The following is a 22118-nucleotide window of genomic DNA, read 5'->3' on the forward strand; positions in this document are numbered from 1 at the left end:
GCCCAGCGGCGCGTACGTGCCCGAGACCGACCGGTCCAGCCGCGCCAGCGCCAGGTCGACCGACGGGTGCTGGATGATCTGGGCCCTCCTATAGAGGAGGGTTGCTTGTCACGAGAGTCGGATCAACATCGGTGATGTGGTTGGCGGCCATCAACATAGTGACCAGACGGTGGACCTCCGCCTGCAACCCAATGGGCCAGTGCTCCTTATCCCAGTTGGCGCAGACATCTCTGGCTATGCGAACCTTGTCGGCCTTCTTCTTGGCATCATCCCGAAATATCAAGGGGTTCGACCATCGGTCAGTCGACCCGGTTATATCGTGACCGGGATAGATGTCAGAGCATATCGACCTCAAGAGCTTATCTGGGACGTAGTTTTCAATGGTATAACCATCTGTAACCCAGGCAAACGACGAGATCGTGTCATCGGATAGCGCATCGACTACCCGGCTTTTCGTCGCATTCAGAGGTGCGTCGGGCGACTTCTTATCCGAGTCAATAAGGATGGCAACGTTGCGGTTTAGCCGTCGAAGTGAAATGAAATCGGTGACATCGCCAGCTTGATCCGGGTCGTCGGTAGAGAGCGAGCTGAGAAGGCGGCCACCGTAAAACATGATCGAGTAATGGATGCCTTCGATGAGCTTCTTGTTGCTCTCGCTGTCGATCCAGTGGCGGACGTAGATCCTATCTGACGGTCCTTCGACCCAGACGACCGCATTCGTCTGAAGTAGATCAGATGGTCGGTAGCCGAGGTCTACGCATATATTGGAGACATGTGAGGCTGTCTGCGCTGTAGTTACCTCCGTTCCTGATGGGATCCGACGCACCGAGAAAACCGAGGAATTTTCGTAGTCGAGCATCTGGGCGGAGTGTGTGGCAATCAAGTATTGATTGCTAGTGTTCTCCTGGAGATAGTGAAGAAGCTTCCTCTGTAGGATCGGGTGTAGATTGACCTCGGGCTCTTCGATGCATATTAGGTGGTTCTCGAGTACGGTAGCCGCCGTTGCGATGATGATAACCTGCTGGATTCCTGTGCCATAATGCTCCAATGGCAGAGTTGAATCGCTTCGTGCAATGTTGATAGTTGAAAGGTCGTAAGGTACTTCAAGCGTGGCCTCATAGTCTTCGAATACTGTTCGCACGAACCTGTTTACGGCGTTGAACCGCTCGCGGTCATCCCGGTTTTGTGCGCGCGGATTCTGAAGTCGTTGCAGGGACGATATAAGTCCTGCGCCGTCGTAAGACAGCGTTTCTGTAGTGGAATTGTCAACCTGGCGGAAAGTTCCAATCATTTGCACTGGCGGTAGTGAGTTGCGGATGTCTATCAAGCTGATCAAACGTTTAGCGTCATCGTAGGTAGCCCCACCTGAAGTCTGCATCAATGCGCTAGACAATCCGCTAAGGAACCCTTTGCCCAACTGGGATTGGAGATCGCTTAACTGTTTGATGTCGAAGGTCGTGCTTGCGTCGCCCGCCGAAGGCATGTTCATCGTAAGCCAGATCAAGTCATCATGGGTGGCATGGAATGCGGGCGCGGCCAGAAAATCTTTGAATTGCTGTACGGATCCGCCGCCTTGTCGTCGAGCCTTCGTCAGTACCGCCTCGATGATTGGACTGTTCTCGGTAATCGCAATCGAGTACCTAAAGCCACGGTCTTCCTCGTTTCTCGTTTGTGGGACGTCGAGTCCGTCTGGTGCTGTGATTGTACGTTCTCTGCTATTGAGGTAGCGCGCGACAAAACTCAGGATGTTCGACTTTCCTGAGTTGTTCTGACCGGCGAGTAGCGAGACCTTAGTCAACGGCGATATCGTGAGCGCTGTATCGCCGTATAGACTGCGGAATCCGGACACGGAGAAGCCTGCGAGTAGGGTTCTGTCGTCGGTCATTGGCTCCTCGCGTGTGCTTCAGTCGAGTAGATTCACTCCATCGTGTGCTCTGGTGTGAATCGCATTCTCGAACGCATCCGTTACACGTGTGGCATATGCGGGAGGCATGGCGGCGCAAACTTCATTTACGGTCATCCAGCGGACTTCAGTTGCCTCGTCCGTTGTACGACTGGTGCCATCCAAAGGAGTGCAGCGATACACCAATGCGACGATCCCGCGCGGCATGTTCTTGTAGACACCCGTCAGGCGCTCAACTTGAACCGAGATACCTGTCTCCTCGAGGACTTCCCGCTTAACGCCTTCCTCGAATGTCTCGGTTAGTTCCAGAACTCCACCAGGCGGTTCCCAGCGACCATTGTCTCTACGCTGAATGACAAGGACTTTGCCTACGTTGTTCACGACGATGCCAGCGACGCTCACCGAATGGCGCGGCGTGTCTGTCATTGGTCCGCTTTCGTTCCCGTGGCCCCTGTGGGACCATGTACACGTCTAGTCGTCTGTAGGAGTAGGAGACCATGCTCGATCTAGGGACTATAGACAGAACGGTGGATCGTCCGCCGTATCGGCAGATCGCTGACATCCTGCGCCAGCACATCGAGCGCGGTCGCCTGGCCCCTGGTGAGCAGTTGCCGTCGGAGGCCGCGATGATCGACCACTACGGCGTGGCTCGGATGACGGTTCGTGAGGCCATCAAGGAGCTGCGAACCGAGGGCTTGGTGGTGGCGCAGCACGGCAAGGGCGTGTTCGTGCGGTCGGCTCCGCCGGTGCGTCGGTTGGCGTCGGATCGGTTCGCGCGGCGGCATCGGCAGGACGGGAAGTCGGCCTTCCTGGCGGAGGCTGAGGCGGCTGGGCACGTGCCGGGGGTCGACCAGATCCGGGTCACCAATGAGGCCGCGTCGGCTGAGGTGGCGGAGCGGTTGGGGTTGAAGCCGCGGGAACGGGTGATCGTGAGGTCGCGGCGGTACCTGGCTGATGGGCGGCCGGTGGAGGTGGCTACGTCGTACATCCCCGAGTCGATCGCCAAGGGGACGGCCATCGCGGAGGTCAACACCGGGCCTGGTGGCATCTACGCGCGGATCGAGGAGGCGGGGCACGAGCTGGCGCGGTTCACCGAGGAGGTGTCGGCGCGGATGCCTTCGCCGGATGAGCGCAAGGCGTTGGAGATCGGGTCGGGGTCGCCGGTGTTGACGTTGGTCCGCACGGCGTTCGACACCAAGGGTCGTGCGGTGGAGGTCTGCGACACGGTCAAGGTGGCCACGTCGTTCGTGCTGGAGTACGACGTCCCGGCCAAGTAGTTCGGTTGCATAAGCGAAGAGAAGGGCGGAGTGGTTGAACTCCTCTAGACGACTAGGTACGGTGAGCTTGTCTAGAGGACTAGGTGAGCTGATCGGCTCCGGCCAAGGAGCCCAACAGAGATCGAGAAAGGTCTAACGATGGCTATTCCTGCTGGTCACAGGTTTCCGATCACCTTCGACGAGCTGTTCCCGCAAGGGTTCTTCGTGCTGAAGGTGGAGCGGGCGCAGGAGTTCAACGACGGCAAGGCGCCACGTCCGGCGGTGGACAAGGTGTCGGGCCTGCCGGTGTGGACGGTGCAGGGCACGGACCCTTCGGCGCGGGGCAAGAACACCGGGGCCGTGGTCAAGATCGTGTCGGAGTACCAGCCGGTCCCGCCGGAGGTGCTGCCCGGTACGACGTTCCGTCCGGCGGTGTTCACGGGGTTGAAGGTGTCGCCGTACGTCCGCGACGGCTGGGTGAACTACACGATCTGGGCTGAGGAGATGGTGTCGCCGCAGGAGGCAGCGGCGAAGGGGCGTCGGGGCAGCGGCAAGTCGGACTCGTCGGCGGGCGCTCCGCCGGTTGCGGCCTGAGAGAGGACGTCGTGGAGATCGAAGGTCTGTTGACGCCCGGTCCGAACGCCAGGCCGGAGGTGGTCACCAAGCCGGGTACGGACTGGTACGGACTGCGACTGGTGATGGACCCCGGTGAGGTCGTGTTGGGACTGCCGGAGGACGAGGACGGGCGGGAGAGGTTGGCGACCTTCCTGACCGAGCTGGGCAGGGCCGCGTACTTCCTCGCCGGGGTGCTCGATCCGTCACCGAACCACCTGTTGATGCCGGGGAGCGGCACGGTGTTGTCGGACGCCACCTTCTTCGGGGAGTCCGGGCCGGGGAGTCGACCGCGATGACCGCTGCCACCGGTGCCAAGCCGAAGTACACGGTCTTCCTCCGGGCGAACTCGTTCGGGCGGGCTATGGCGTTGGCGGGTTTCCGGTCGGAGTACGCGTTGGCCAAGGCAATGGGGCTCAACCGGTCGACGGTGAAGCGAGTGCGGACCGGTGAGTTGATGCCGGGACCGGGGTTCATCGCCGGTGCGTTGAAGGCCCTTGCGCCGATGGCGTTCGAGGACCTGTTCGAGATCGACGTCAGCGAGGAGTGACCGTGCCTGCGGGTGCGTGACAACTGAACAGATCGCGGCTGGTCGGTGTGGTCGCGGGGAGACAGTCCAAGTCTTGGCGGGCTCCGGCTGTCTCCCTGCGACTCACCTGACTGGCTTCGCCATGCACTTTTGTTGACACACAAGGGATTCCAGTCATGCAGAGGGTATCTCGTCGCGGGGGACGTGCGTCAAGTCGGGCCGTCGCCTCGTCAGGGTGGAAGCTGTCCAACGGTTCGAAGTGCCAGCGGTGCAAGCGGTTCGGTGTGTTCGCGCCCGGCCAGCTCGCCTGCTGTGCCTGTCTGGGGTGGCTCGCGCTCATCTTCGCCCCGGCAAGGGGTGTGGCCTGATGGCGCGGTGGGTTGATCCGGCTCCGTTCGAGGGCGCTCGGCCTCGGGTGCCGTGGTGGGCGTTGATGCTGGGCAAGGTGAAGTGGCTGGCGCTGTTGGTAGCCGTGGTGTGGCTGCTCCTGGTCGGCGTCGTGCGCCTGGTGCTCGTTGTGGTCAGGTACCCGGTGGTCACGCTGGTGCCGTTGACGGCGGCTTGGTGCTGGCTGCGGTTCGGGCTGTCGCCGCTGGTCCTGGCCTTGCTAAGCCTGACGGCAGGGCTCACGGTCTGGGCCGGTCTGGATCGGCGTTCGTTCCTGCGGCACGTGTGGTTCCGGCTGGTCACCGAGTACCGGCGGGCGACGGTGTACGTCCGGCGTTGGCGGACCACGATGCGCCTGGCGGAGCTGGCCAAGGACAACCGGGGACGTGAGTACCGGCCCAAGCTGCGGCGGGTGCGGTCCGAAGGTTGGAGGGACCGCGTCCGGGTGCGGATGATCCCGGCGCAGGCACCTGAGGCGTGGGAGCTGCGTCGTGACGCCTTGGCGCACTCGTTCGGGGCGCAAGCGTGTCGGGTGCGAGTGCTGCGGCCGAAGGTGATCGAACTCGACTTCATCCACTCCGACCCGTTGGTCCGGTCGTTGCCGGTGCCATCCCTGGCCGCCGATGTGGACGCGGTCGACCTCAAGCGGGTTGTGGTCGGTCGCACGGAGACCGGTAAGCCGTGGCGGATTCGCCTGCAGGGCAACCAAGTTCTCGGTGTCGGGGTGCAGGGCGCGGGCAAGGGGTCGGTGTTGTGGTCGATCATCTGGCACCTTGCCCCGGCAGTGAGGGCCGGTCTCGTGCGCCTGGTGGGCATCGATCCCAAGGGCGGTATGGAGCTGGGGCAGTGTCCGGAGGCGTTCGCTCGATTGGTGTTCGACAACGGCCGTGAGGCGGTCGAGCTGCTGGAGCAGTTGGCAGCGGAAGTCAAGGAGCGTGCGGCGCGGTACCGGGGTGTCCGCCGGCTCTGGGCTCGCTCGAACGGTGAGCCGTTCACCGTGCTGGTGGTCGACGAGCTGGCGGACCTGATCGCCTATCAACCGGACAAGGGCCTGCGAGAGCGGGCGATCCGCGCCATCCAGACGATCACCTCCCAGGGACGCGCTCCGGGCTTCTGCGTCCTGGGCTTGGTACAGGACCCGCGCAAGGAGGTCGTGGGGTTCCGTCACCTGTTCGGTACGCGCGTGGCGCTGCGCCTGGACGAGTCGGCGCAGGTGGACATGGTCCTCGGTGACGGTGCTCGTGCGCGTGGTGCTGCGGCTCACGAGATCAGCGAGCAGACACCCGGCGTGGCTTGGGTGAAGACCGATGGACGCGGTGAACCGGAGCGCGTGCGGGCCTTCCACGTGACCGATGCGGACCTGGTCGAGCTGGGCGTCTACCTGGCCGACGCGACCGTGCACGTGTTCCCGACCCGACCCGATGGCGACGCGACCGGAGGTGCTGCGGCATGACCACTCCTGTTGTCCCTGCGGTGCCGCTCGACTTGGCGGGCATGACCTCGGCTGATCGCGCCCGGCTGCCGCTGTCCCTCGACGTCGTTAAGGCGGCGGCCGAGCAGCACGGCGTCTGCACTCGGCCCGTGCTGCGGGAAGTCGTGGACCTGGACACCGGTGAGGTGCGGATCGTCGGTATCCGCTGTAACTCGACCCAGGCGTCCAAGTGTCCGGCCTGCGCCGAGCGCAACCGCCGCTCCCGCATGGCCCAGTGCCGTGAGGGCTGGCACCTCGACCACGAACCGATCGCAGAACGCCACGCACCCACCCCTGATCAGGTCGAGCTGGTCACCTACCGCTCGGATCTGACCGCCGAGTACCGCCGTGCCGTCGCTGAGGGTGCTGAAGACCAGATCGAGGATCTACGCGAGGGCATCCGGGAGGCGGACGCCGACCTCAAGCGGGAGGGAGTCCGCGGGAACCTCCCCAACGTCGAACGGCCCGGTCGAGCGGCACCAGTCAGGTCGACTCGTCGCAGGCAGGACGCGCCCGACCTGCCTCGACGCAAGGTCACCAAGCGCACCGTGGGGCGGGAGTTCGCGGGCAAGTACCGGCCGTCGACGTTCGTCACGCTCACGCTCGACAGTTACGGCAAGGTCGGTCCGGACGGTGCCCCGGTCGACCCGGACACCTACGACTACCGGCGGGCGGCTCGAGACGCGGTGCACTTCGCCTCCCTGGTCGACCGGTGGTGGCAGAACCTCCGCCGGGTCGTCGGCTTCGACGCCCAGTACTTCGGCACGGTTGAGCCACAACGCCGCATCACCCCGCACGCCCACTTCGCCGTGCGCGGCTCCATCCCGCACAAGGTCATCCGTCAGGTCACCGCCGCCACCTACCTCCAGGTCTGGTGGCCCGACCACGACCACCTGAAGTACAGCGGCGATCGCCTGCCGGTCTGGGACATGCGCGCCAAGGGCTTCGTGGACCCGGACACCGAACAGCCGTTGACCACCTGGACCGACGCCGTGGCCGACCTGCACGCTCCGGCACACGTTGCCGAGTTCGGCCGCCAAGTTCACTCGAAAGGCATCCTCGGCGGCACCGAGGAGTCGGGGCGGCACGTCGGCTACCTGACCAAGTACCTCACCAAGTCGATCACCGAAGTGGTCGAGCAGGACGCCTCACCCCGCCTGGCAGACCACGCCGACCGCTTGGCCGCAGAACTGGCCGTCACACCGTGCTCGGAGCGCTGCGCGGTCTGGCTGCTCTACGGCGTCCAACCCAAGGGCGTCACGTCCAAGACCACGCCTGGCCACTGCAAGGGCAAGGCACACCGCCGGGACACCCTCGGCCTGCCCGGTCGTCGCGTCCTGGTCTCGCGTCGCTGGTCGGGCAAGACCCTCGCCGAGCACAAGGCGGACCGCGCCAGCTTCGTCCGTGAAGCGCTCAAGGCTGCGGGCATCGCCAAGCCGGAGGACGAACGCGCCCGACTCCAATGGGGACCAGTCCGGCCCGGTGACCCACACGCCCCATCCCGGACAGAACTGCTGATGCACATGATCGCTCAGCGGCTCGCCTGGCAGGCCGAGTACCAGCAGGCACAAGCCGCGCTGGCACCTCCGCCGAAAGTTTCAGCAATCGCAGCTTGATCAAGGGGGAGTCGTGGGGGAGATCGAACCGCTGTGGGGAGTGGAAGAGGTCTCGGCGTTCCTCGGGGTGCCGGTCAAGACGCTCTACCAGTGGAAATGGCGTCGCTACGGGCCGCCGGTGCGGAAGGTCGGCAAGCACCTCCGCTACGTGCCCGCTCAAGTCCGCCGGTGGGTTGAAGACCTCGCCGCCTAGCTGTTTCAGCAGTTCAACCGACAGGAGGAGTCTGCCGTGGGCCACATCCAAGATCGTTGGTGGAAGGAGGAGCGCGACCCCGTGACGGAGAAGGTCACGAGGGTCAAGACCTCCTCGTACGGCAAGGGCCTGCGCTACAAAGTGCGCTACCTCGACCCGCAGGGCAACGAGAAGAGCAAGAGCTTCCCGGACCGGCAGAAGAAGCGGGCCGACGACTTCCTGTTGGAGGTGGAATCGGACAAGCGGGAGGGCAAGTACGTCGACCCCAAAGCCGGGGAAATCAAGTTCTCCAAGTACGTGGAGACCTGGTTCGGCGGCCAGTCCCAGGACGCGGCGACGCAGGAGAACCTGCACAACCAGGTGAACAAGCGCCTGGTGCCGTTCTTCGGCGGGATGGCCATGAAGTCGATCAGCATCCCGCGTGTCCGGGAGTGGCTGGGATCGATGGGTGAGGCGGGCTTGAGCCTCCGCTACCAGCAACTTCTGTTCGACCGACTCTCCTCGATCCTGAACGCGGCGGTGGAGGAGAAGATCATCACGGGCAATCCATGCAAGGCGCGGAGCGTGCAGCGGCCGTCACCGCCGGAACGGCGCATCAAGCCCTGGCCGGAGGCTCGGATGCGGGCCGTCCAGCTCGCCTTGCCGGTCGAGTACAAGATCGCCTTGGTGCTCGCTGCGGGTACCGGCATGCGTCAAGGCGAGATCTTCGGCCTGGGCGTGGACGAGATCGACCGTGACGCCCGTGAGCTGCACGTCGTCCGCCAGGTCCGCATCGTCGGCAACCAGCTCGTCTACGCCCTGCCCAAGAGCAAGAAGTCGCGGACGGTGCCGCTCGGTGACGGCGTCCTGGACGCGCTGGATGACCACATGGCGGCTCACCCGCCGGTCGCCGTCACTCTGCCGTGGGACCGTCCTGGAGGCGATCCGGTGACCGTGCGCCTGGTGCTCACGATGGACGGCGGCGCGGTCAGGCGTCAGGTGTTCAACATGGGCATCTGGCGTCCGGCCTTCACCACGGCGGGCCTGGAGTACCGGCAGCAGGAAGACGGGATGCACGGACTCCGGCACCTCTACGCGTCCAGTCAGCTGGAGAACGGCGTCTCCATCAAGGCCCTGTCCGCCCACCTCGGCCACCACGATCCGGGCTTCACGCTCCGGACCTACACGCACCTGATGCCGACCAGTCACGACAAGAGCCGAAAGGCCGCCAACCGCCTCTTCAAGCCCAAGAAGCGCGTTGACGGCCTGGAAACGGCCTGATCATGGAAACCGGGGGTCAACCGACCACAAAACCGCTGGTCAGGAGTAGATCGCGAACCAGATGGCGATGTAGTGGCACAGCGCCGCCAGCACGGTGGCCGCGTGGAAGAACTCGTGGTAGCCGAAGACTTCCGGCCAGGGATTCGGCCAGCGGGAGGCGTAGAAGACGGCGCCCACGGTGTAGAGCAGGCCGCCCACCAGCAGCAGGACCAAGGCCGCCACGCCGACGTGGTGCAGCAGGTCGGGCAGGACGAAGACCGCCACCCAGCCCAGGGCGATGTAGATCGGCACCCCGAGCCACCTCGGGGCGTGCGGCCAGGCCAGTTTCAGCGTCACGCCGCCCAGCGCGCCGAGCCAGACCACGAGCAGCACGACGTTGCCCGTGTCCGGCGGCATGGCCAGCAGCGCGAACGGGGTGTAGGTGCCGGCGATGAAGACGAAGATCATCGAGTGGTCGAGGCGCTTCATCCACGTCCGCGCCCGCACGCTGACCCAGTTCACCCGGTGGTACAGGGCGCTCACGCCGAACAGGCCGAGCACGGTCAGCCCGTACACCGACGTCGCCAGCGCCGCCTTCGCCGACACGGTGGCCGCGGCCAGGGCGATCAGCGTCGCGCCCGTCGCCACGGACACCACGAACGACCAGAGGTGCAGCCACCCCCGCAGGCGGGGCCGCAGCGCGGCCTGCGGGCTATGAGTCGACGTGGTCACGCCCTGAGGTTACGGGAGCGTAGGTGACCCGGTCAGCACACGACGGCGTGACCGCGCCCACCCGGCGTACGCTCTTCCAGCGTGGGTCTTCGCGAACAGGTCAAGAGCGTCCTGCTCAAGGGTTACGAGTTCCGCCTCAACCGATGGCTCGACGGCAAGCAACGACCACGCCACGTCGGCGTGGTGCTCGACGGCAACCGCCGGTGGGCCCGGGAGGCGGGCTTCGACGACGTCGCGCACGGCCACCGGGCCGGCGCGCGCAAGATCCTCGAACTGCTGAGCTGGTGCCGCGAGGCCGAGGTCGAGGTCGTCACGCTGTGGATGCTGTCCACCGACAACCTCAACCGGCCGGCCGAGGAACTGGACCCGCTGCTCGGCATCATCGCCGACATCGTCGACGAGCTCGCCGAGCCCGGTAACCCGTGGCGCATCCGGCACGTCGGCGCGCTGGACCTGCTGCCGACCGAGACCGCCGCCCGGCTGTCCGCGGCGGCACTGCGCACCAAGGGCCGCACCGGCCTGGAGGTCAACGTCGCGGTTGGCTACGGCGGCCGGCAGGAGATCGCCGACGCGGTCCGCAAGCTGCTGCAGAAGCACGCCGAGTCCGGCGGCACGATCGAGGAGCTCGCCGAGGTCCTGGACGTCGACCACATCGCCGAACACCTCTACACGTCCGGTCAGCCCGACCCCGACCTGCTCATCCGCACCTCGGGCGAGCAGCGGCTGTCGGGCTTCATGCTGTGGCAGTCCGCGCACTCGGAGTTCTGGTTCACCGAGGCCTACTGGCCCGAGTTCCGCCGCACCGACTTCCTGCGCGCCCTGCGCGACTACGCCGTCCGGCACCGCCGCTTCGGCTCCTGACGCCGGGCCGGGTGACGCCTGGCCGCCCATCGCCGGGGAACGCCAGAGGGCGGCACCCCCCGACTGGGAAGTGCCGCCCTCGAGAACTACAGCGTGGGATCAGTCCTCCGAGCTGTTGTCGCCGGCCGCGTCCGAGTCGTTGTCGTCGTTGTCCGTCGCGATGCAGACGCTCTCGTCGTTGTTCGAGAGGATCGGGATCGCCAGGACGTTGACCTCGACCTCGCAGATGTTGACCTGGCTCAGCAGGTCGGAGTCGTTGCCGAAGTTGATGAGGCCGAACTGGTCGGCAACGGTGGTCTCGTCCGACTCCTCGTCGAAGTACTGCTGGTTGTGGTACTCGCCGATGGCGGTGTACTCGCCGTCGTCGTAGCCACCGTGGTGCGGCGTCGCGAACGCGGGGGAGCCCAGCAGCATCAGACCGGCCGCGGCGGCGGCGACGGCACCTGCCTTCTTGAACATGGAAACACACTCCTCTAGTGGGGAATTGATGTGACGCCCATAACCTTGCTCGCGAGTTCCGAGCATTCGGGGAGTCTGCGGCTCAGGCGGTTCGCCCTCGCTCCGATAATTTATCGGTCGGCGTTGTGGATTGCACCCGGTTCAACACCATCGTGTGAACTCGTTCTTCTTGGTTTAGCTGTCGAGCACGAGAATCCGGACATGGTGTCCCGAATTCCAGGTGTCCATTCCACGGTCCTGCTGCGCGTCCGATGCGCCGTCACCGGTGCGCATGCCACTCCCGTCGCCGGTGCGCCCGAGCTCCCGGCCGCAGGTGACAGGTGGCAGGTGGATCAGTCCTCGGAGCTGTTGTCGCCGGCCGCGTCCGAGTCGTTGTCGTCGTTGTCCGTCGCGGCGCAGAGGCTCTCGTCGTTGTTCGACAGGACCGGGATGCCGAGAATCGCGTTGACCTCGACCTCGCAGACGTTCAGCTGGCTCGCGACGTCGGAGTCGTTGGCGAGGTTCAGCAGGCCGAACTGGTCGGCGTAGGTGAGGCTGCCGGACTCGTCCTCGGTGTACTGCTGGTTGTGGAAGTCGCCGATGGCGGTGTAGTGGCCGTCGCTGAAACTTGGTGCGCGCCCGTCCTCATGGGGTTCACCGGCCACGGCGAACGCCGGAGCGCCCACCATCATCAGTCCGGCCACGACCGCAGTGAGCGTACTTGCCTTCTTCAGCACTTCACACTCCTCTTGACGGGTTTCCCCGGCCGATCCAGCGCTGTTCGGGAGCCGGATGTGGTTGTCTTTCCGGCAAAGTACCGAACCGGACGCCCCGTGTGGATCTCGACAACACGATTGTGTGATCCGCCGAACGTGGGCGTCCCCCATTGTGGTGTCTTTTCGGGTCTGAATTCGTCCGCGCGGTTCGGCTGTGGTAAACCGGGCGGTCATCTCGTATGGTCTTCAGTCCGTGGACGGCGACCGGATCGTGCGTGAGTACCTGCTGCTCGGGCTGAGGCTGGACCGGCTGTCGCCGGGGCTGGTCGACTCGTTCACCGGCGACCGCGCGCTGCGCCGGGCCGTCGACGTGGAGCCGAGGCCGCACCCCGTGGCGTTGACCGAGCGGGCCGCGCTGCTGCGCCGCGAGCTGCCCGGCGCCGACCTGGAGCCCGAGCGCAAGCGCTTCCTGGACGCCCACCTGGTGGCCGCCGAGACCATCGCGCGCAAGCTCGCCGGGGTGCGTGTCGGCTTCGTGGAGGAGGTGCGCGCGTACTTCCAGGTCGACATCCGCCCAGGTCACCCGGACACCTACCGCCGCGCGCACGCCGCGCTGGACGACCTGCTGCCCGGCTCCGGCTCGCTGGCCGAACGGCTCGCCGACCACCGCGCGCTCGACGAGGTGCCGCCGCGTCGGCTCAAGGACACGGTGCACGCGCTGTCCAGCGCGCTGCGCGACCGCGTGCGGCAACGGTTCGAGCTGCCCGCGAACGAGGTGGTGGAGTACGAGGTCGTCACCGACAAGCCGTGGAGCGGCTTCAACTACTACCTGGGCGGCTTCCGCTCGCGCGTGGCGATCAACGCCGACCTCGGCCACCGGATGTCGAACCTGCCGCACCTGGTCGCCCACGAGTCCTACCCCGGCCACCACACCGAGCACTGCCGCAAGGAGGTGGGCCTGGTCGGCAAGCGCGGGCACGCCGAGCAGGCGTTGTTCCTGATCAACACGCCGCAGTGCCTGATGGCCGAGGGCATGGCCGAGCTCGGCCTGCACGCCGTGGTCGGCGCCGGCTGGGGCCGCTGGGCCGAGGAGATCATGGCCGACCTCGGCCTCCGGATGGACGGCGAGCTGGCCGAACGGGTGGAGAACGCCCTCTCCGGGCTGCTCACCGTGCGTCAGGACGCCGCCCTGATGCTGCACGACCGGCGTGCCCATCCGGATGACGTGGTGGACTTCCTGTGCCGGTGGCTGCTGGTTCCCGAACGCCGTGCCCGCCACATGCTGCGGTTCCTCGGTGACCCTCTGTGGCGGGCGTACACGACGACGTACGTCGAGGGTGTGCGCCTGGTCCGCGCGTGGCTCGACCTCCGCGCCCGGACGGATACCTTGAGCGACCGCTACCTGAGACTTCTTGACGAACCACTGGTGCCGGCGACGTTGGCGGCAGAGGTCTCGGCCGGGGTGCCCTGGTTGTCCCGCGACCCTGGGTGACGGACCGCGCCACGTCCGGCCGCACGTGCCCTGAGCTGCGTGGACGACGTCGGATTGCGCCGATGTGACGGCCCCGGGTCCTCCGCGCGCACCCTCCGCGGCCGTCTTTCGCCAGTTTGCGGCGGGGTGACGAATTGACGAATCACCTGTGTGGCTGCCTGCATAAGAGGGACCTGCGGAGGTAACTTCCGGTTGGCGGGACGCGTCCACTGCGGACCGCGCAGGGAGGCCCTGATCGTGGCTGTCGTCGTATCGCCGGTTCCGCCGGCGGTGATGAGCGCGAGGGGGCCGGCACCCGGCCCTCGTGACCGGCGCGCCTCCAGCTAGCGGAGGCGGTCCGGTCGATCGGGGTGGTGCCTGGCCCAGCGAGGAGCGGACGCGGGTGCCGCGTTCGTGAGGGAGTTGCCGTGAACGCACGACGACCCGCGAGCCGTTCCTCAGGCTCATCGCGCAGCACTTCCCGGCGCCGTGGCGCGCCGACGACCAACACGTACGTGGTGGACACGTCCGTGCTGCTCTCCGACCCCCTGGCCACCACGCGGTTCGCCGAGCACGAGGTCGTGCTGCCGCTCGTGGTGATCAGCGAGCTGGAGGGCAAGCGGCACCACCCGGAGCTGGGTTGGTTCGCCAGGGAGGCGTTGCGCCTGCTCGACGACCTGCGACTGCGCCACGGCCGGCTGGACCACCCGGTCCCGATCGGCGAGGACGGCGGCACGTTGCGCGTCGAGCTCAACCACTCCGACCCGGAGGTGCTGCCCGCGGGTTTCCGCACGGACTCCAACGACGCCCGCATACTGGCCTGCGCGCTCAACCTCGCGGCCGAGGGCAACGCCGTCACGCTGGTCACCAAGGACATGCCGCTGCGGGTCAAGGCGGGCGCGGTCGGCCTGGCCGCCGAGGAGTACCGGGCGCACGACGTCACGTTGTCCGGCTACTCCGGGATGTCCGACGTGGACGTCGACCAGGCCGTGGTGGACGCGCTCTACCGCGACACCGTGATCGACCCGGCGCTGTTCGACCTCGCGCACGTGGCCGAGCTGCCGTGCCACAGCGGGTTGCGGCTGCTGGCGGGCACGTCGAGCGCGTTGGGCCGGGTCACGCCGGACAAGCAGCTGCGGCTGGTGCGCGGCGACCGCGAGGCGTTCGGGCTGCACGGTCGGTCGGCCGAGCAGCGCGTGGCGCTGGACCTGCTGCTCGACACCGAGGTCGGCATCGTCTCGCTGGGCGGACGGGCCGGCACCGGCAAGTCGGCGCTCGCGCTGTGCGCGGGCCTGGAGGCGGTCATGGAACGCCGCCAGCACCGCAAGGTCGTGGTCTTCCGCCCGCTGTACGCGGTGGGCGGCCAGGAACTGGGCTACCTGCCCGGTTCCGAGAGCGAGAAGATGCAGCCGTGGGCGCAGGCGGTGTTCGACACCCTCGGCGCGCTGGTCAGCCAGGACGTCGTCGAGGAGATCATGGACCGCGGCATGCTGGAGGTCATGCCGCTGACCCACATCCGCGGCCGGTCCCTGCACGACTCGTTCGTGATCGTGGACGAGGCGCAGTCGTTGGAGCGCAACGTGCTGCTGACCGTGCTGTCGCGGTTGGGGGCCAACTCGCGGGTGGTGCTCACGCACGACGTGGCGCAGCGTGACAACCTGCGCGTCGGGCGGCACGACGGCGTGGCGGCGGTCATCGAGAAGCTGAAGGGCCACCCGCTGTTCGCGCACGTCACGTTGACGAGGTCGGAGCGCTCGCCGATCGCCGCGCTGGTCACCGAGATGCTGGAGGACTACGCCTCCTGACGGTCCGACGCCGAGGCCGCCCCGGTCGCCGTGACCGGGGCGGCCTTCAGCTTGTGGTCGACGAGCGCCGCGAGCCAGGCCAGGACCGCGGCGGCGACCAGCACGAGCAGGGCGTTGCGCAGGGCGGCGGCGAAGCCGAGCTCGGTGGCGTCGAGGAACGGGTACGGGTACCAGTCGGTGATCGCGCCGTGGGCGAACGTGTAGGCGATCCACAGGACGGGCCAGACGAGCAGCGCCTGGGCGACGGTGGCGCGGTCGACGCGTGGTCGGGGGCCGAACAGCAGCCAGCCGAGCACCGCCAGCACCGGCGACAGCTGGTGGAAGCCGAGGTTCACCCACCAGGCGATGCCGACGGGGTCGTCCACCAGCGGCGCGATCACGAGGGCGAACACGACGCCGGTGATCGTGATGCCGAGGAGCGCGTCGAGGCGGGCCACCCGCCAGCCGCGGCCGTCCCGGGCCGGGTCCAAGACCAGGGTGATCGCGACGACGAGCACGAACAGGTTGCTCTGGATGGTGAAGTAGCTGAACAGGCGGACGAGACGGACACCCAGCGTCACGTGGGCCGTGGTGTCGCCGGTGTTGACGTCCGCCCCACCGGTGAACAGCAACACCAGTTGGGTGATCAGGGACGCGGCGATCACGGCCGCCAGCACGCCGTGCCACACCCGTGAGCCGGTGTGCCGGGTGGTGGGGCGCGGTGCGGTGCTCATCGCCCGATCATCGGGTCGGGGCACCGGTCCTGCTAGTCGAGCCGCTTCCCACCAGGGCCGCGCCGGGCGTCGGCGGGGCCCTGGTGGGAAGCCGTGCGCCGCGGTGGTCGTCCACGGCGGTCGATCGGGTGTGGCGGGATCACCAGCCCGAGGGGAGCGGGCGGCCTTCGGCGAAACCGGCCGCGCTCTGCACGCCGACGGTCGCCTTGGCGTGGAACTCCTCCAGGGTCTGCGCGCCGGCGTAGGTGCAGGAGCTGCGGACGCCCGCCGTGATGGCGTCGAGCAGGTCCTCCACGCCGGGGCTGTTCGGGTCCAGGCGCATGCGCGAGGTGGAGATGCCCTCCTCGAACAGGCCCTTCTTGGCGCGGTCGAACGCGTTGTCGGTGCGGGTGCGGGCGGACACGGCGCGCTTGGACGCCATGCCGAACGACTCCTTGAAGAGGCGGCCCTGCTCGTCGCGCTGGAGGTCGCCGGGCGACTCGTAGGTGCCGGCGAACCAGGAGCCGATCATGGCGCTGGACGCGCCGGCGGCGAGGGCGAGGGCGACGTCGCGCGGGTGGCGGATGCCGCCGTCGGCCCAGACGTGCTTGCCGAGCCTGCGTGCTTCGGCGGCGCACTCGGCGACGGAGGAGAACTGCGGGCGGCCGACGCCGGTCATCATGCGGGTGGTGCACATCGCGCCCGGGCCGACGCCGACCTTGACGATGTCCGCGCCCGCTTCGACCAGGTCGCGGACGCCTTCGGCGGTGACGACGTTGCCGGCGACGACCGGGACGGTGGGACGTGCCTCGCGGACGGCCTTGAGGGCGGCGAGCATCTTCTCCTGGTGGCCGTGGGCGGTGTCGACGACGAGCGTGTCGACGCCGGCTTGGAGGAGGTGCTCGGCCTTGGCGGTGACGTCGCCGTTCACGCCGATGGCGGCGGCGACGCGGAGCTTGTTCGCGTGGTCGAGGGCCGGTTGGTAGACGTCGGCGCGCAGGGCGCCCAGGCTGGTCATCACGCCGCGGAGGCGTCCGTCGGCGTCGACGCCGAGCGCGACCCGCTGGGTGCCGCCGTGGAGCCGGTCGAAGACTTCACGCGGAGGGGTGTCCAACGGAAGGGTGACGATGCGGTCGTCGGCCACGTCGTGCAACCGGGTGAACCGGTCGACGCCCGCGCACGCCGCCTCGTCCACGACGCCCGTGGGGCGGCCGTCGTCGTCGATCACGACCACCGCGCCGTGCGCCCGTTTGTGGAGGAGGTTGACCGCGTCGGCGACCGAGTCGCCGGGGTGCAACGTCAGCGGGGTGTCCCACACGGTGTGCCGTGCCTTGACCCACTGGACGATCTCCGCGACCGCTTCCGGCGCCACGTCCTGCGGGAGGACCACCAGCCCGCCGCGTCGCGCCACGGTTTCCGCCATCCGGCGTCCCGCCACCGCGGTCATGTTCGCGACCACGATCGGGATCGTCGCCCCCGTTCCGTCGGAGGTCGACAAGTCGACGCCGAACCTCGAGTCGACGGCCGATCGGCCGGGCACGAGGAAGACGTCGTCATAGGTCAGGTCGTAGCTGGGCCGATGCCCTTCGATGAACCGCACGAGAACTTAACGGTACTCGCGTCGGGGGGAGTTCGCCCTGGTTGTACGCACCATCGGGGGGATCGTTACGGGTCTGCGGTTGTAGCTTCCTCCAACCCGCAATCCTGCGGCCGTCCCGCCGCCGGCCGGTGGGCACACGAACGGCGTACGCCCACTGCGGCTGTCCCGGCTGTGCGCAGTGTGCGGCCCAAGTCATCGGCGGCAGGCCCGGCCACGTCGGGCTCGCGGCAGGCGCGGCCACGTCGGGCTCGATGTGCTGGGTGGGCTGCGTGACGTGGCGGGTTGGGCCTGGCGGCGCGGTGGGCTAGGCCGGGTCTGTGCGGCTGGGCGGGGCGGCTGGGTGGGGTGGCGGAGTGGGGTGGCGGAGTGGTCGGTGGCTGGGTTGGCGGGGTGTGCTGTGGTCGCTGGTCGCTGGTCGCTGGTCGCTGGTCGCTGGTCGCTGGTCGCTGGTCGGGTTGGCGGGTGGCCGGTGGGTGGGTGGTCGAGGGGTCGGGGGTGGATGGCCGGGGGTCGGGTTAGTGGGTGGTCGGGGGTCGGGGGTTGGGTTGGTGGGGGTTGCGGCGCGTGCCGGGGTTGGTTGGTTTCCTCCTCGTTTCAACCGAGGGCCGGTAACAGTGTTTCCGTACATTTTCCGGCCATGATCACTCGATCGTGTTTGGTCGGGTGGGTCTGGTCTGTCGCGTGGGTCGGGTCTGCGGGGTGGGTCTGGTCTGGGGAAGCAGGGCGCGGACGGCGTCGATCGTGTCCGCTTCGCCGGCGTCCTTGTCCGGCCGGTAGCGGAGGACGCGGGCGAAGCGCAGGGCCACGCCGCCCGGGTACCTGGGGCTGACCTGGACGCCGTCCAGCTCGATCTCGATCACCAGCTCCGGCCTCACCATCACCACCCAGTCGGTCTTCTCCGTCGCGATCGCCATCAACTCACGCGTCTGCCACGCCAGCAACTCGTCCGTCAGCCCCTTGAACGTCTTGCCGACCATGATCGGCGCACCCCCGTCGGGATCACGCGCGCCCAGGTGCAGGTTCGACAGCAGCCCCCGCCGCCGACCGCTGCCCCACTCGACCCCGAGCACCACCAGGTCGAGCGTGTGCACCGGCTTCACCTTCTGCCACGCCCGCCCACGCCGACCAGCCGCGTAGACCGACTCGAGCGACTTCACCATCACGCCCTCGTGCCCGCCGGCCAGCGCCTCGTCCAGCACCCGCGCCGCGACCTCCTCCGAAGCCGGCGACACCACCCCCGGGATGACGTGCGGCCCCGCCACCCGGCGCAACGCGTCCAGCCGCACGGCCAGCGGCTCGTCCAGCAGATCCACGCCGTCCACGTGCAGGCAGTCGAAGAAGAACGGGCTCAGCAGCAGCTCCCGGACGTCCTGCGCCCCGAACCGGCTCATCGTCTCCTGGAACGGCCGGGGTTTGCCGTCGTCGTTCAGCGCCAGCGTCTCGCCGTCGAGCACCACCGACGTGCACGGCAGCGCCCGCACCAGCTCCACCAGCTCCGGCACGGTGCCGGTGATCTCGCGCAACGTCCGCGTGAAGACCCGCACCTCGTCACCCGACCGGTGCACCTGGATCCGCGCGCCGTCCAGCTTGTGCTCCACCACGCACGACCCCAGCTCCGCCAACGCCGAGGACAGCGACTCCGCCGGCGACGCGAGCATCGGCCGCACCGGCCGCCCCACCTCCAGCCGGAACGCGGCCAGCGCCGCCGACGCACCCTCACCGCTCATCGCCGCCACCGCCGTCCCCGGCAGCGAACCCGACAGCATGAACGCCCGCCGCACCACCTCGCCGGGCACGTCACCGGCCCGCGCGATCGCGTCCAGCATCACCCCTTCGAGGGCGCCTTGACGCAGCTCACCCGTCAGCAGTCGGCGCAGGAAATCCTGTTCGGCCGCCGTGGCCCGGCCGAACAGCGAGGTCAGCGCCTCCACCCGCCGAGCGGCGGACCCCTTCCCGCCGATCGACGCGAACGCGCCCAGCGCCTCGTCCACCTCGGACACCGTCAGCGAAGGCTCCGGCGCGGGCGGGACGTCCAGGTCGAACACGGTGCGCCACCCCGCGCCGATCCGACCCTGGCTGGGCACGCCGACGAGGAACGACACCACCGCGGGCGTGCTCATCCGGCGCACCAGCTCGGCCAGGGCGGCGACCTTGGCCAAACGGGAGCGCGTCGCCGCCACGGCGGCGGACGTCTCGACGACTTCGGCGAACAGCACGGTGACCATGGTGCACCCGAGCACCGACAAAAACCGGTCAGCCGGCCGCGCGCAGCTCCGCGACGGCCTCCCGCAGCCGGTCCGGCGTCAACGCCGCGTACCCGAGCACCAGCCCCGGGAACGTCGGCGTGCGCGCGTAGTCGGCCAACGCCGGCGCGTTCACCCCGCGCCGCGCCAGCCGCTCCCGCAACGCCACGTCGTCCGTCCCGTCGGGCAGCCGCACGACCACGTGCAGCCCGGCCGCCACCCCGATCGGCTCCCACCCCGGCAGCACGGCCCGCAGCGCCGCCAGCAGCGCGTCCCGCCGCGCCCGGTACAGCTGGCGGGTGCGCCGCAGGTGCCGGTCGTACCCGCCGGCGCCGAGCAGCCGGGCGAACGCCGCCTGGTGCAACGTCCCCGTGCCCAGGTCGTCCAACCGCTTGCGGTCCACCACGACGTCGCGCAACGCGGGCGGCAGCACCAGCCACCCCAGCCGCAACGCGGGCGCGAGCACCTTGCTCGCGCTGCCCTGGTACACCACCCGCGTCGGGTCGAGCGCCTGCATCGCGCCCAGGGCCGGCCGGTCGTAGCGGTGCTCGGCGTCGTAGTCGTCCTCCACCACCAACCCGTCGCACGCGCGCGCCCACGCCAACAGCGCGCGCCGCCGTTCCGGATGCAGCACGACGCCCAACGGGAACTGGTGCGCCGCCGTGACGAACACCGCGCGGCAGTCCGTTGTGGACAGCACGTCGACGCGCAGCCCGTCCGAGTCGACGGGGATCGGCCGGATCGCCAGCCCGTGCGACGCGAGCATCTCCGAGGCCCCGAAGTGGCTGGGGTCCTCGACGGCGACGCTGCGGTGCCCGGCCGCTTGCAGGACCCGGCCCAGCAACGAGATCCCCTCCGCCGCGCCGTTGGTCACGACCACTTCGGACGGTCGCGCCGCCACCGCGCGCACCCGGCCGAGGTAGTCCGCCAGCTCGCGGCGCAGGGGGCCGAAACCGGCCGGGTCGGGGTAGCCGAGGTCGTCGGTGGACAGGTCCGCCAACGCCGTCTTCTGCGCCTGCGACCACTCGTCGCGGGGGAACGCGCTCAGCGCGGGCACGCCGGGCTTCAGGTCGTAGCGGAACCTCGGCGCGGGCTCGGTGTCGGCGGCGGCGTCCGGCCACGTGACGGTGGCCGTCACGGTGGTGCCGGAGCCGCGCCGCGCGGTCAGGTAGCCCTCGCCGATGAGCTGGGCGTAGGCGGAGGTGACCGTGCCGCGGGCGACGCCGAGCTGCGCGGCCAGGTCGCGGCTGGACGGCAGGCGGGTGCCCGGCGCGAGCCGCCCGTCGCGCACGGCGCGGCGCAGCTCGGACTCCACCGCGCGCCTGCCGTTCGGGGCGGGGAGGAGGAGCTCGCGGTAAGTGGTCCAGTTGGCAGCCATTGAAGTGGAGCTTAAGCCTGGACCACTGGTCGGCGAGAGTCCTGGTCATGGGAAAAGGTGGAACCGCGATCGCGGCGGGTGCGCTGTCGTCGGTGATCGTGGGCGCGTCCGTGCCGGTGACGGGCATGCTCCAGGCGTATCCGCTGCTCACGGGGCAGGCGATGCGGTACGCGCTGGGTGGGGTGGCGCTGCTCGGGTGGATCTGGCTGCGGGGCGGGCGGCTGCCGGTGCCGGGGCGGCGGGACTGGCCGGCGCTGATCGGGCTGGTCACGACCGGGATGCTCGGGTTCAACGCGTGCGTGCTGTACGCGCAGCGGTACGCCGAGCCGGGGTTCGTCGCGGCGGTGCTGGGGGCGAGCCCGCTGGTGCTGGCTCTGGTGGCGCCGCTGCTGGCGGGGCGGAAGCCGGCCGCGGCGGCGGTGGTGGGCGCGGTGGTCGTGGTCGGCGGGGTGGTGGTGCTGTCGGGCGGTGGGTCGTGGCACGGGCCGGGGTTGCTGCTGGCGTTGTTGACGATGGCGGGTGAGGCGTCGTTCACGCTGTTCGCGGTGGGTGTCGTGCGGCGGATGGGCGGGCTGGCGGTGGCGACGTGGTGCTGCCTGGTCGCGGCCGGGGCCGGCGCGGTGCTGGGGACGGTGTTCGGCGGGTGGCAGGTCCCGACGGTGCGCGAGGGCGTGGCGCTGGTGGTGCTGGGGGTCGTGCTGACGGCGGTGGCGTTCGGGCTCTGGTACTTCGCGGTGGCGCGGTTGGGCGCGGACCGGGCCGGTGTGCTGATCGGGCTGATGCCGGTGGCCGGGCTGGTGGCGTCGGTGGCGCTGGGGGCGCAGGCGTTGACCGCGGTGGGGTTGGCGGGTGCGGTCGCCGTGGCGGCGGGGTGCGTGGTCGGGCTGCGGGGGCGGGCGACCGACGTCGACCACCCGCCCCTGGTCGAGCCGAACGCCCGGGTCGTGCGAGCCCAGGGGTCCTGAACGCGGGACGC

At 68.5% G+C, this 22118-nt stretch carries 21 protein-coding genes; 12 read left to right on the top strand and 9 right to left on the bottom strand.

Annotated elements, in window-relative coordinates; translation table 11 throughout:
• Positions 1 to 88: 88 nt before the first annotated feature.
• Together ABTZ99_RS33060 and ABTZ99_RS33065 are read right to left on the bottom strand one after the other, a co-directional pair.
• Positions 89 to 1885 carry an ATP-dependent nuclease gene (locus tag ABTZ99_RS33060; protein WP_499616884.1) on the bottom strand — a complete coding sequence of 599 codons (1797 nt, stop codon included), beginning with the start codon at positions 1883 to 1885 and terminating at the stop codon, positions 89 to 91.
• A gap of 18 nt (positions 1886 to 1903) precedes the next feature.
• Complete coding sequence (locus ABTZ99_RS33065) at positions 1904 to 2329, bottom strand: NUDIX hydrolase (protein WP_499616887.1); 426 nt, start codon at positions 2327 to 2329, stop codon at positions 1904 to 1906.
• A gap of 101 nt (positions 2330 to 2430) precedes the next feature.
• Between ABTZ99_RS33065 and ABTZ99_RS33070 the strand changes: the two genes are divergently transcribed.
• The 8 genes from ABTZ99_RS33070 to ABTZ99_RS33105 all read left to right on the top strand — a co-directional run bounded on the left by ABTZ99_RS33070 (position 2431) and on the right by ABTZ99_RS33105 (position 9227).
• Positions 2431 to 3180 (top strand): GntR family transcriptional regulator, encoded by a 750-nt coding sequence (locus ABTZ99_RS33070; RefSeq protein WP_499616889.1) that lies wholly within the window; start codon positions 2431 to 2433, stop codon positions 3178 to 3180.
• A 138-nt stretch (positions 3181 to 3318) separates the two neighbouring features.
• On the top strand, positions 3319 to 3753 hold the full coding sequence (locus ABTZ99_RS33075) for a hypothetical protein (RefSeq protein ID WP_499616891.1): 435 nt from the start codon (positions 3319 to 3321) through the stop codon (positions 3751 to 3753).
• 11 nt (positions 3754 to 3764) lie between these two features.
• On the top strand, positions 3765 to 4070 hold the full coding sequence (locus tag ABTZ99_RS33080) for a hypothetical protein (protein ID WP_499616894.1): 306 nt from the start codon (positions 3765 to 3767) through the stop codon (positions 4068 to 4070).
• Entirely contained in the window at positions 4067 to 4321 is a 255-nt protein-coding gene (locus ABTZ99_RS33085) for a transcriptional regulator (RefSeq protein ID WP_499616896.1), read from the top strand. Before ABTZ99_RS33080 ends, ABTZ99_RS33085 begins: the two co-directional genes overlap by 4 nt.
• Before the next feature lie 412 nt (positions 4322 to 4733).
• A complete protein-coding gene (locus tag ABTZ99_RS33090; protein ID WP_499616899.1) occupies positions 4734 to 6140 on the top strand; it encodes an FtsK/SpoIIIE domain-containing protein in 1407 nt (468 codons plus the stop codon).
• Positions 6137 to 7774 carry a replication initiator gene (locus ABTZ99_RS33095; protein ID WP_499616902.1) on the top strand — a complete coding sequence of 546 codons (1638 nt, stop codon included), beginning with the start codon at positions 6137 to 6139 and terminating at the stop codon, positions 7772 to 7774. Before ABTZ99_RS33090 ends, ABTZ99_RS33095 begins: the two co-directional genes overlap by 4 nt.
• A 13-nt stretch (positions 7775 to 7787) precedes the next feature.
• On the top strand, positions 7788 to 7967 hold the full coding sequence (locus ABTZ99_RS33100; protein ID WP_073895785.1) for a helix-turn-helix transcriptional regulator: 180 nt from the start codon (positions 7788 to 7790) through the stop codon (positions 7965 to 7967).
• Between the two features lie 81 nt (positions 7968 to 8048).
• A complete protein-coding gene (locus tag ABTZ99_RS33105) occupies positions 8049 to 9227 on the top strand; it encodes a site-specific integrase (protein WP_499616905.1) in 1179 nt (392 codons plus the stop codon).
• Positions 9228 to 9266: 39 nt separating this feature from the next.
• Here ABTZ99_RS33105 and trhA read toward each other — a convergent pair whose 3' ends face one another.
• Complete coding sequence (gene trhA / locus ABTZ99_RS33110; RefSeq protein ID WP_499616908.1) at positions 9267 to 9938, bottom strand: PAQR family membrane homeostasis protein TrhA; 672 nt, start codon at positions 9936 to 9938, stop codon at positions 9267 to 9269.
• A gap of 81 nt (positions 9939 to 10019) precedes the next feature.
• Between trhA and ABTZ99_RS33115 the strand changes: the two genes are divergently transcribed.
• Positions 10020 to 10799 (top strand): isoprenyl transferase, encoded by a 780-nt coding sequence (locus ABTZ99_RS33115; RefSeq protein ID WP_498774191.1) that lies wholly within the window; start codon positions 10020 to 10022, stop codon positions 10797 to 10799.
• A 99-nt stretch (positions 10800 to 10898) separates the two neighbouring features.
• Here the strand turns inward: ABTZ99_RS33115 and ABTZ99_RS33120 are convergent, their stop codons facing one another.
• On the bottom strand, positions 10899 to 11258 hold the full coding sequence (locus ABTZ99_RS33120) for a hypothetical protein (protein WP_499616911.1): 360 nt from the start codon (positions 11256 to 11258) through the stop codon (positions 10899 to 10901).
• A 332-nt stretch (positions 11259 to 11590) separates the two neighbouring features.
• Positions 11591 to 11941 (bottom strand): hypothetical protein, encoded by a 351-nt coding sequence (locus ABTZ99_RS33125; RefSeq protein ID WP_499616914.1) that lies wholly within the window; start codon positions 11939 to 11941, stop codon positions 11591 to 11593.
• 265 nt (positions 11942 to 12206) lie between these two features.
• Here ABTZ99_RS33125 and ABTZ99_RS33130 point away from each other — a divergent pair, with 265 nt between their 5' ends.
• Entirely contained in the window at positions 12207 to 13445 is a 1239-nt protein-coding gene (locus ABTZ99_RS33130) for a DUF885 domain-containing protein (protein ID WP_499616917.1), read from the top strand.
• A gap of 494 nt (positions 13446 to 13939) precedes the next feature.
• Positions 13940 to 15229 carry an RNA 5'-3' helicase PhoH2 gene (gene phoH2 / locus ABTZ99_RS33135; RefSeq protein WP_499616966.1) on the top strand — a complete coding sequence of 430 codons (1290 nt, stop codon included), beginning with the start codon at positions 13940 to 13942 and terminating at the stop codon, positions 15227 to 15229.
• Here phoH2 and ABTZ99_RS33140 read toward each other — a convergent pair.
• The 4 genes from ABTZ99_RS33140 to pdxR all read right to left on the bottom strand — a co-directional run bounded on the left by ABTZ99_RS33140 (position 15217) and on the right by pdxR (position 21142).
• Positions 15217 to 15942, bottom strand: a complete 726-nt coding sequence (locus ABTZ99_RS33140; protein WP_498774201.1) for a Pr6Pr family membrane protein — start codon at positions 15940 to 15942, stop codon at positions 15217 to 15219. The two genes, phoH2 and ABTZ99_RS33140, sit on opposite strands and share 13 nt — an antisense overlap.
• 139 nt (positions 15943 to 16081) lie before the next feature.
• Positions 16082 to 17521: a GuaB1 family IMP dehydrogenase-related protein gene (locus tag ABTZ99_RS33145; protein ID WP_498774203.1), complete on the bottom strand. Its 1440-nt coding sequence runs from the start codon at positions 17519 to 17521 to the stop codon at positions 16082 to 16084.
• A gap of 641 nt (positions 17522 to 18162) precedes the next feature.
• Positions 18163 to 19737, bottom strand: coding sequence for an ATP-dependent DNA ligase (locus ABTZ99_RS33150; RefSeq protein WP_499616922.1), 1575 nt, complete (start codon positions 19735 to 19737; stop codon positions 18163 to 18165).
• Between the two features lie 37 nt (positions 19738 to 19774).
• Positions 19775 to 21142, bottom strand: coding sequence for a MocR-like pyridoxine biosynthesis transcription factor PdxR (pdxR, locus tag ABTZ99_RS33155; protein WP_499616925.1), 1368 nt, complete (start codon positions 21140 to 21142; stop codon positions 19775 to 19777).
• Between the two features lie 47 nt (positions 21143 to 21189).
• On the opposite strand from pdxR, the gene ABTZ99_RS33160 reads away from it, so the two are divergent.
• Positions 21190 to 22107 (top strand): DMT family transporter, encoded by a 918-nt coding sequence (locus ABTZ99_RS33160; protein ID WP_499616928.1) that lies wholly within the window; start codon positions 21190 to 21192, stop codon positions 22105 to 22107.
• The last annotated feature ends 11 nt before the right edge of the window (positions 22108 to 22118 follow it).

The sequence above is a fragment of the Actinosynnema sp. NPDC002837 genome (genome assembly GCF_040295345.1).
Classification (GTDB): domain Bacteria; phylum Actinomycetota; class Actinomycetes; order Mycobacteriales; family Pseudonocardiaceae; genus Actinosynnema.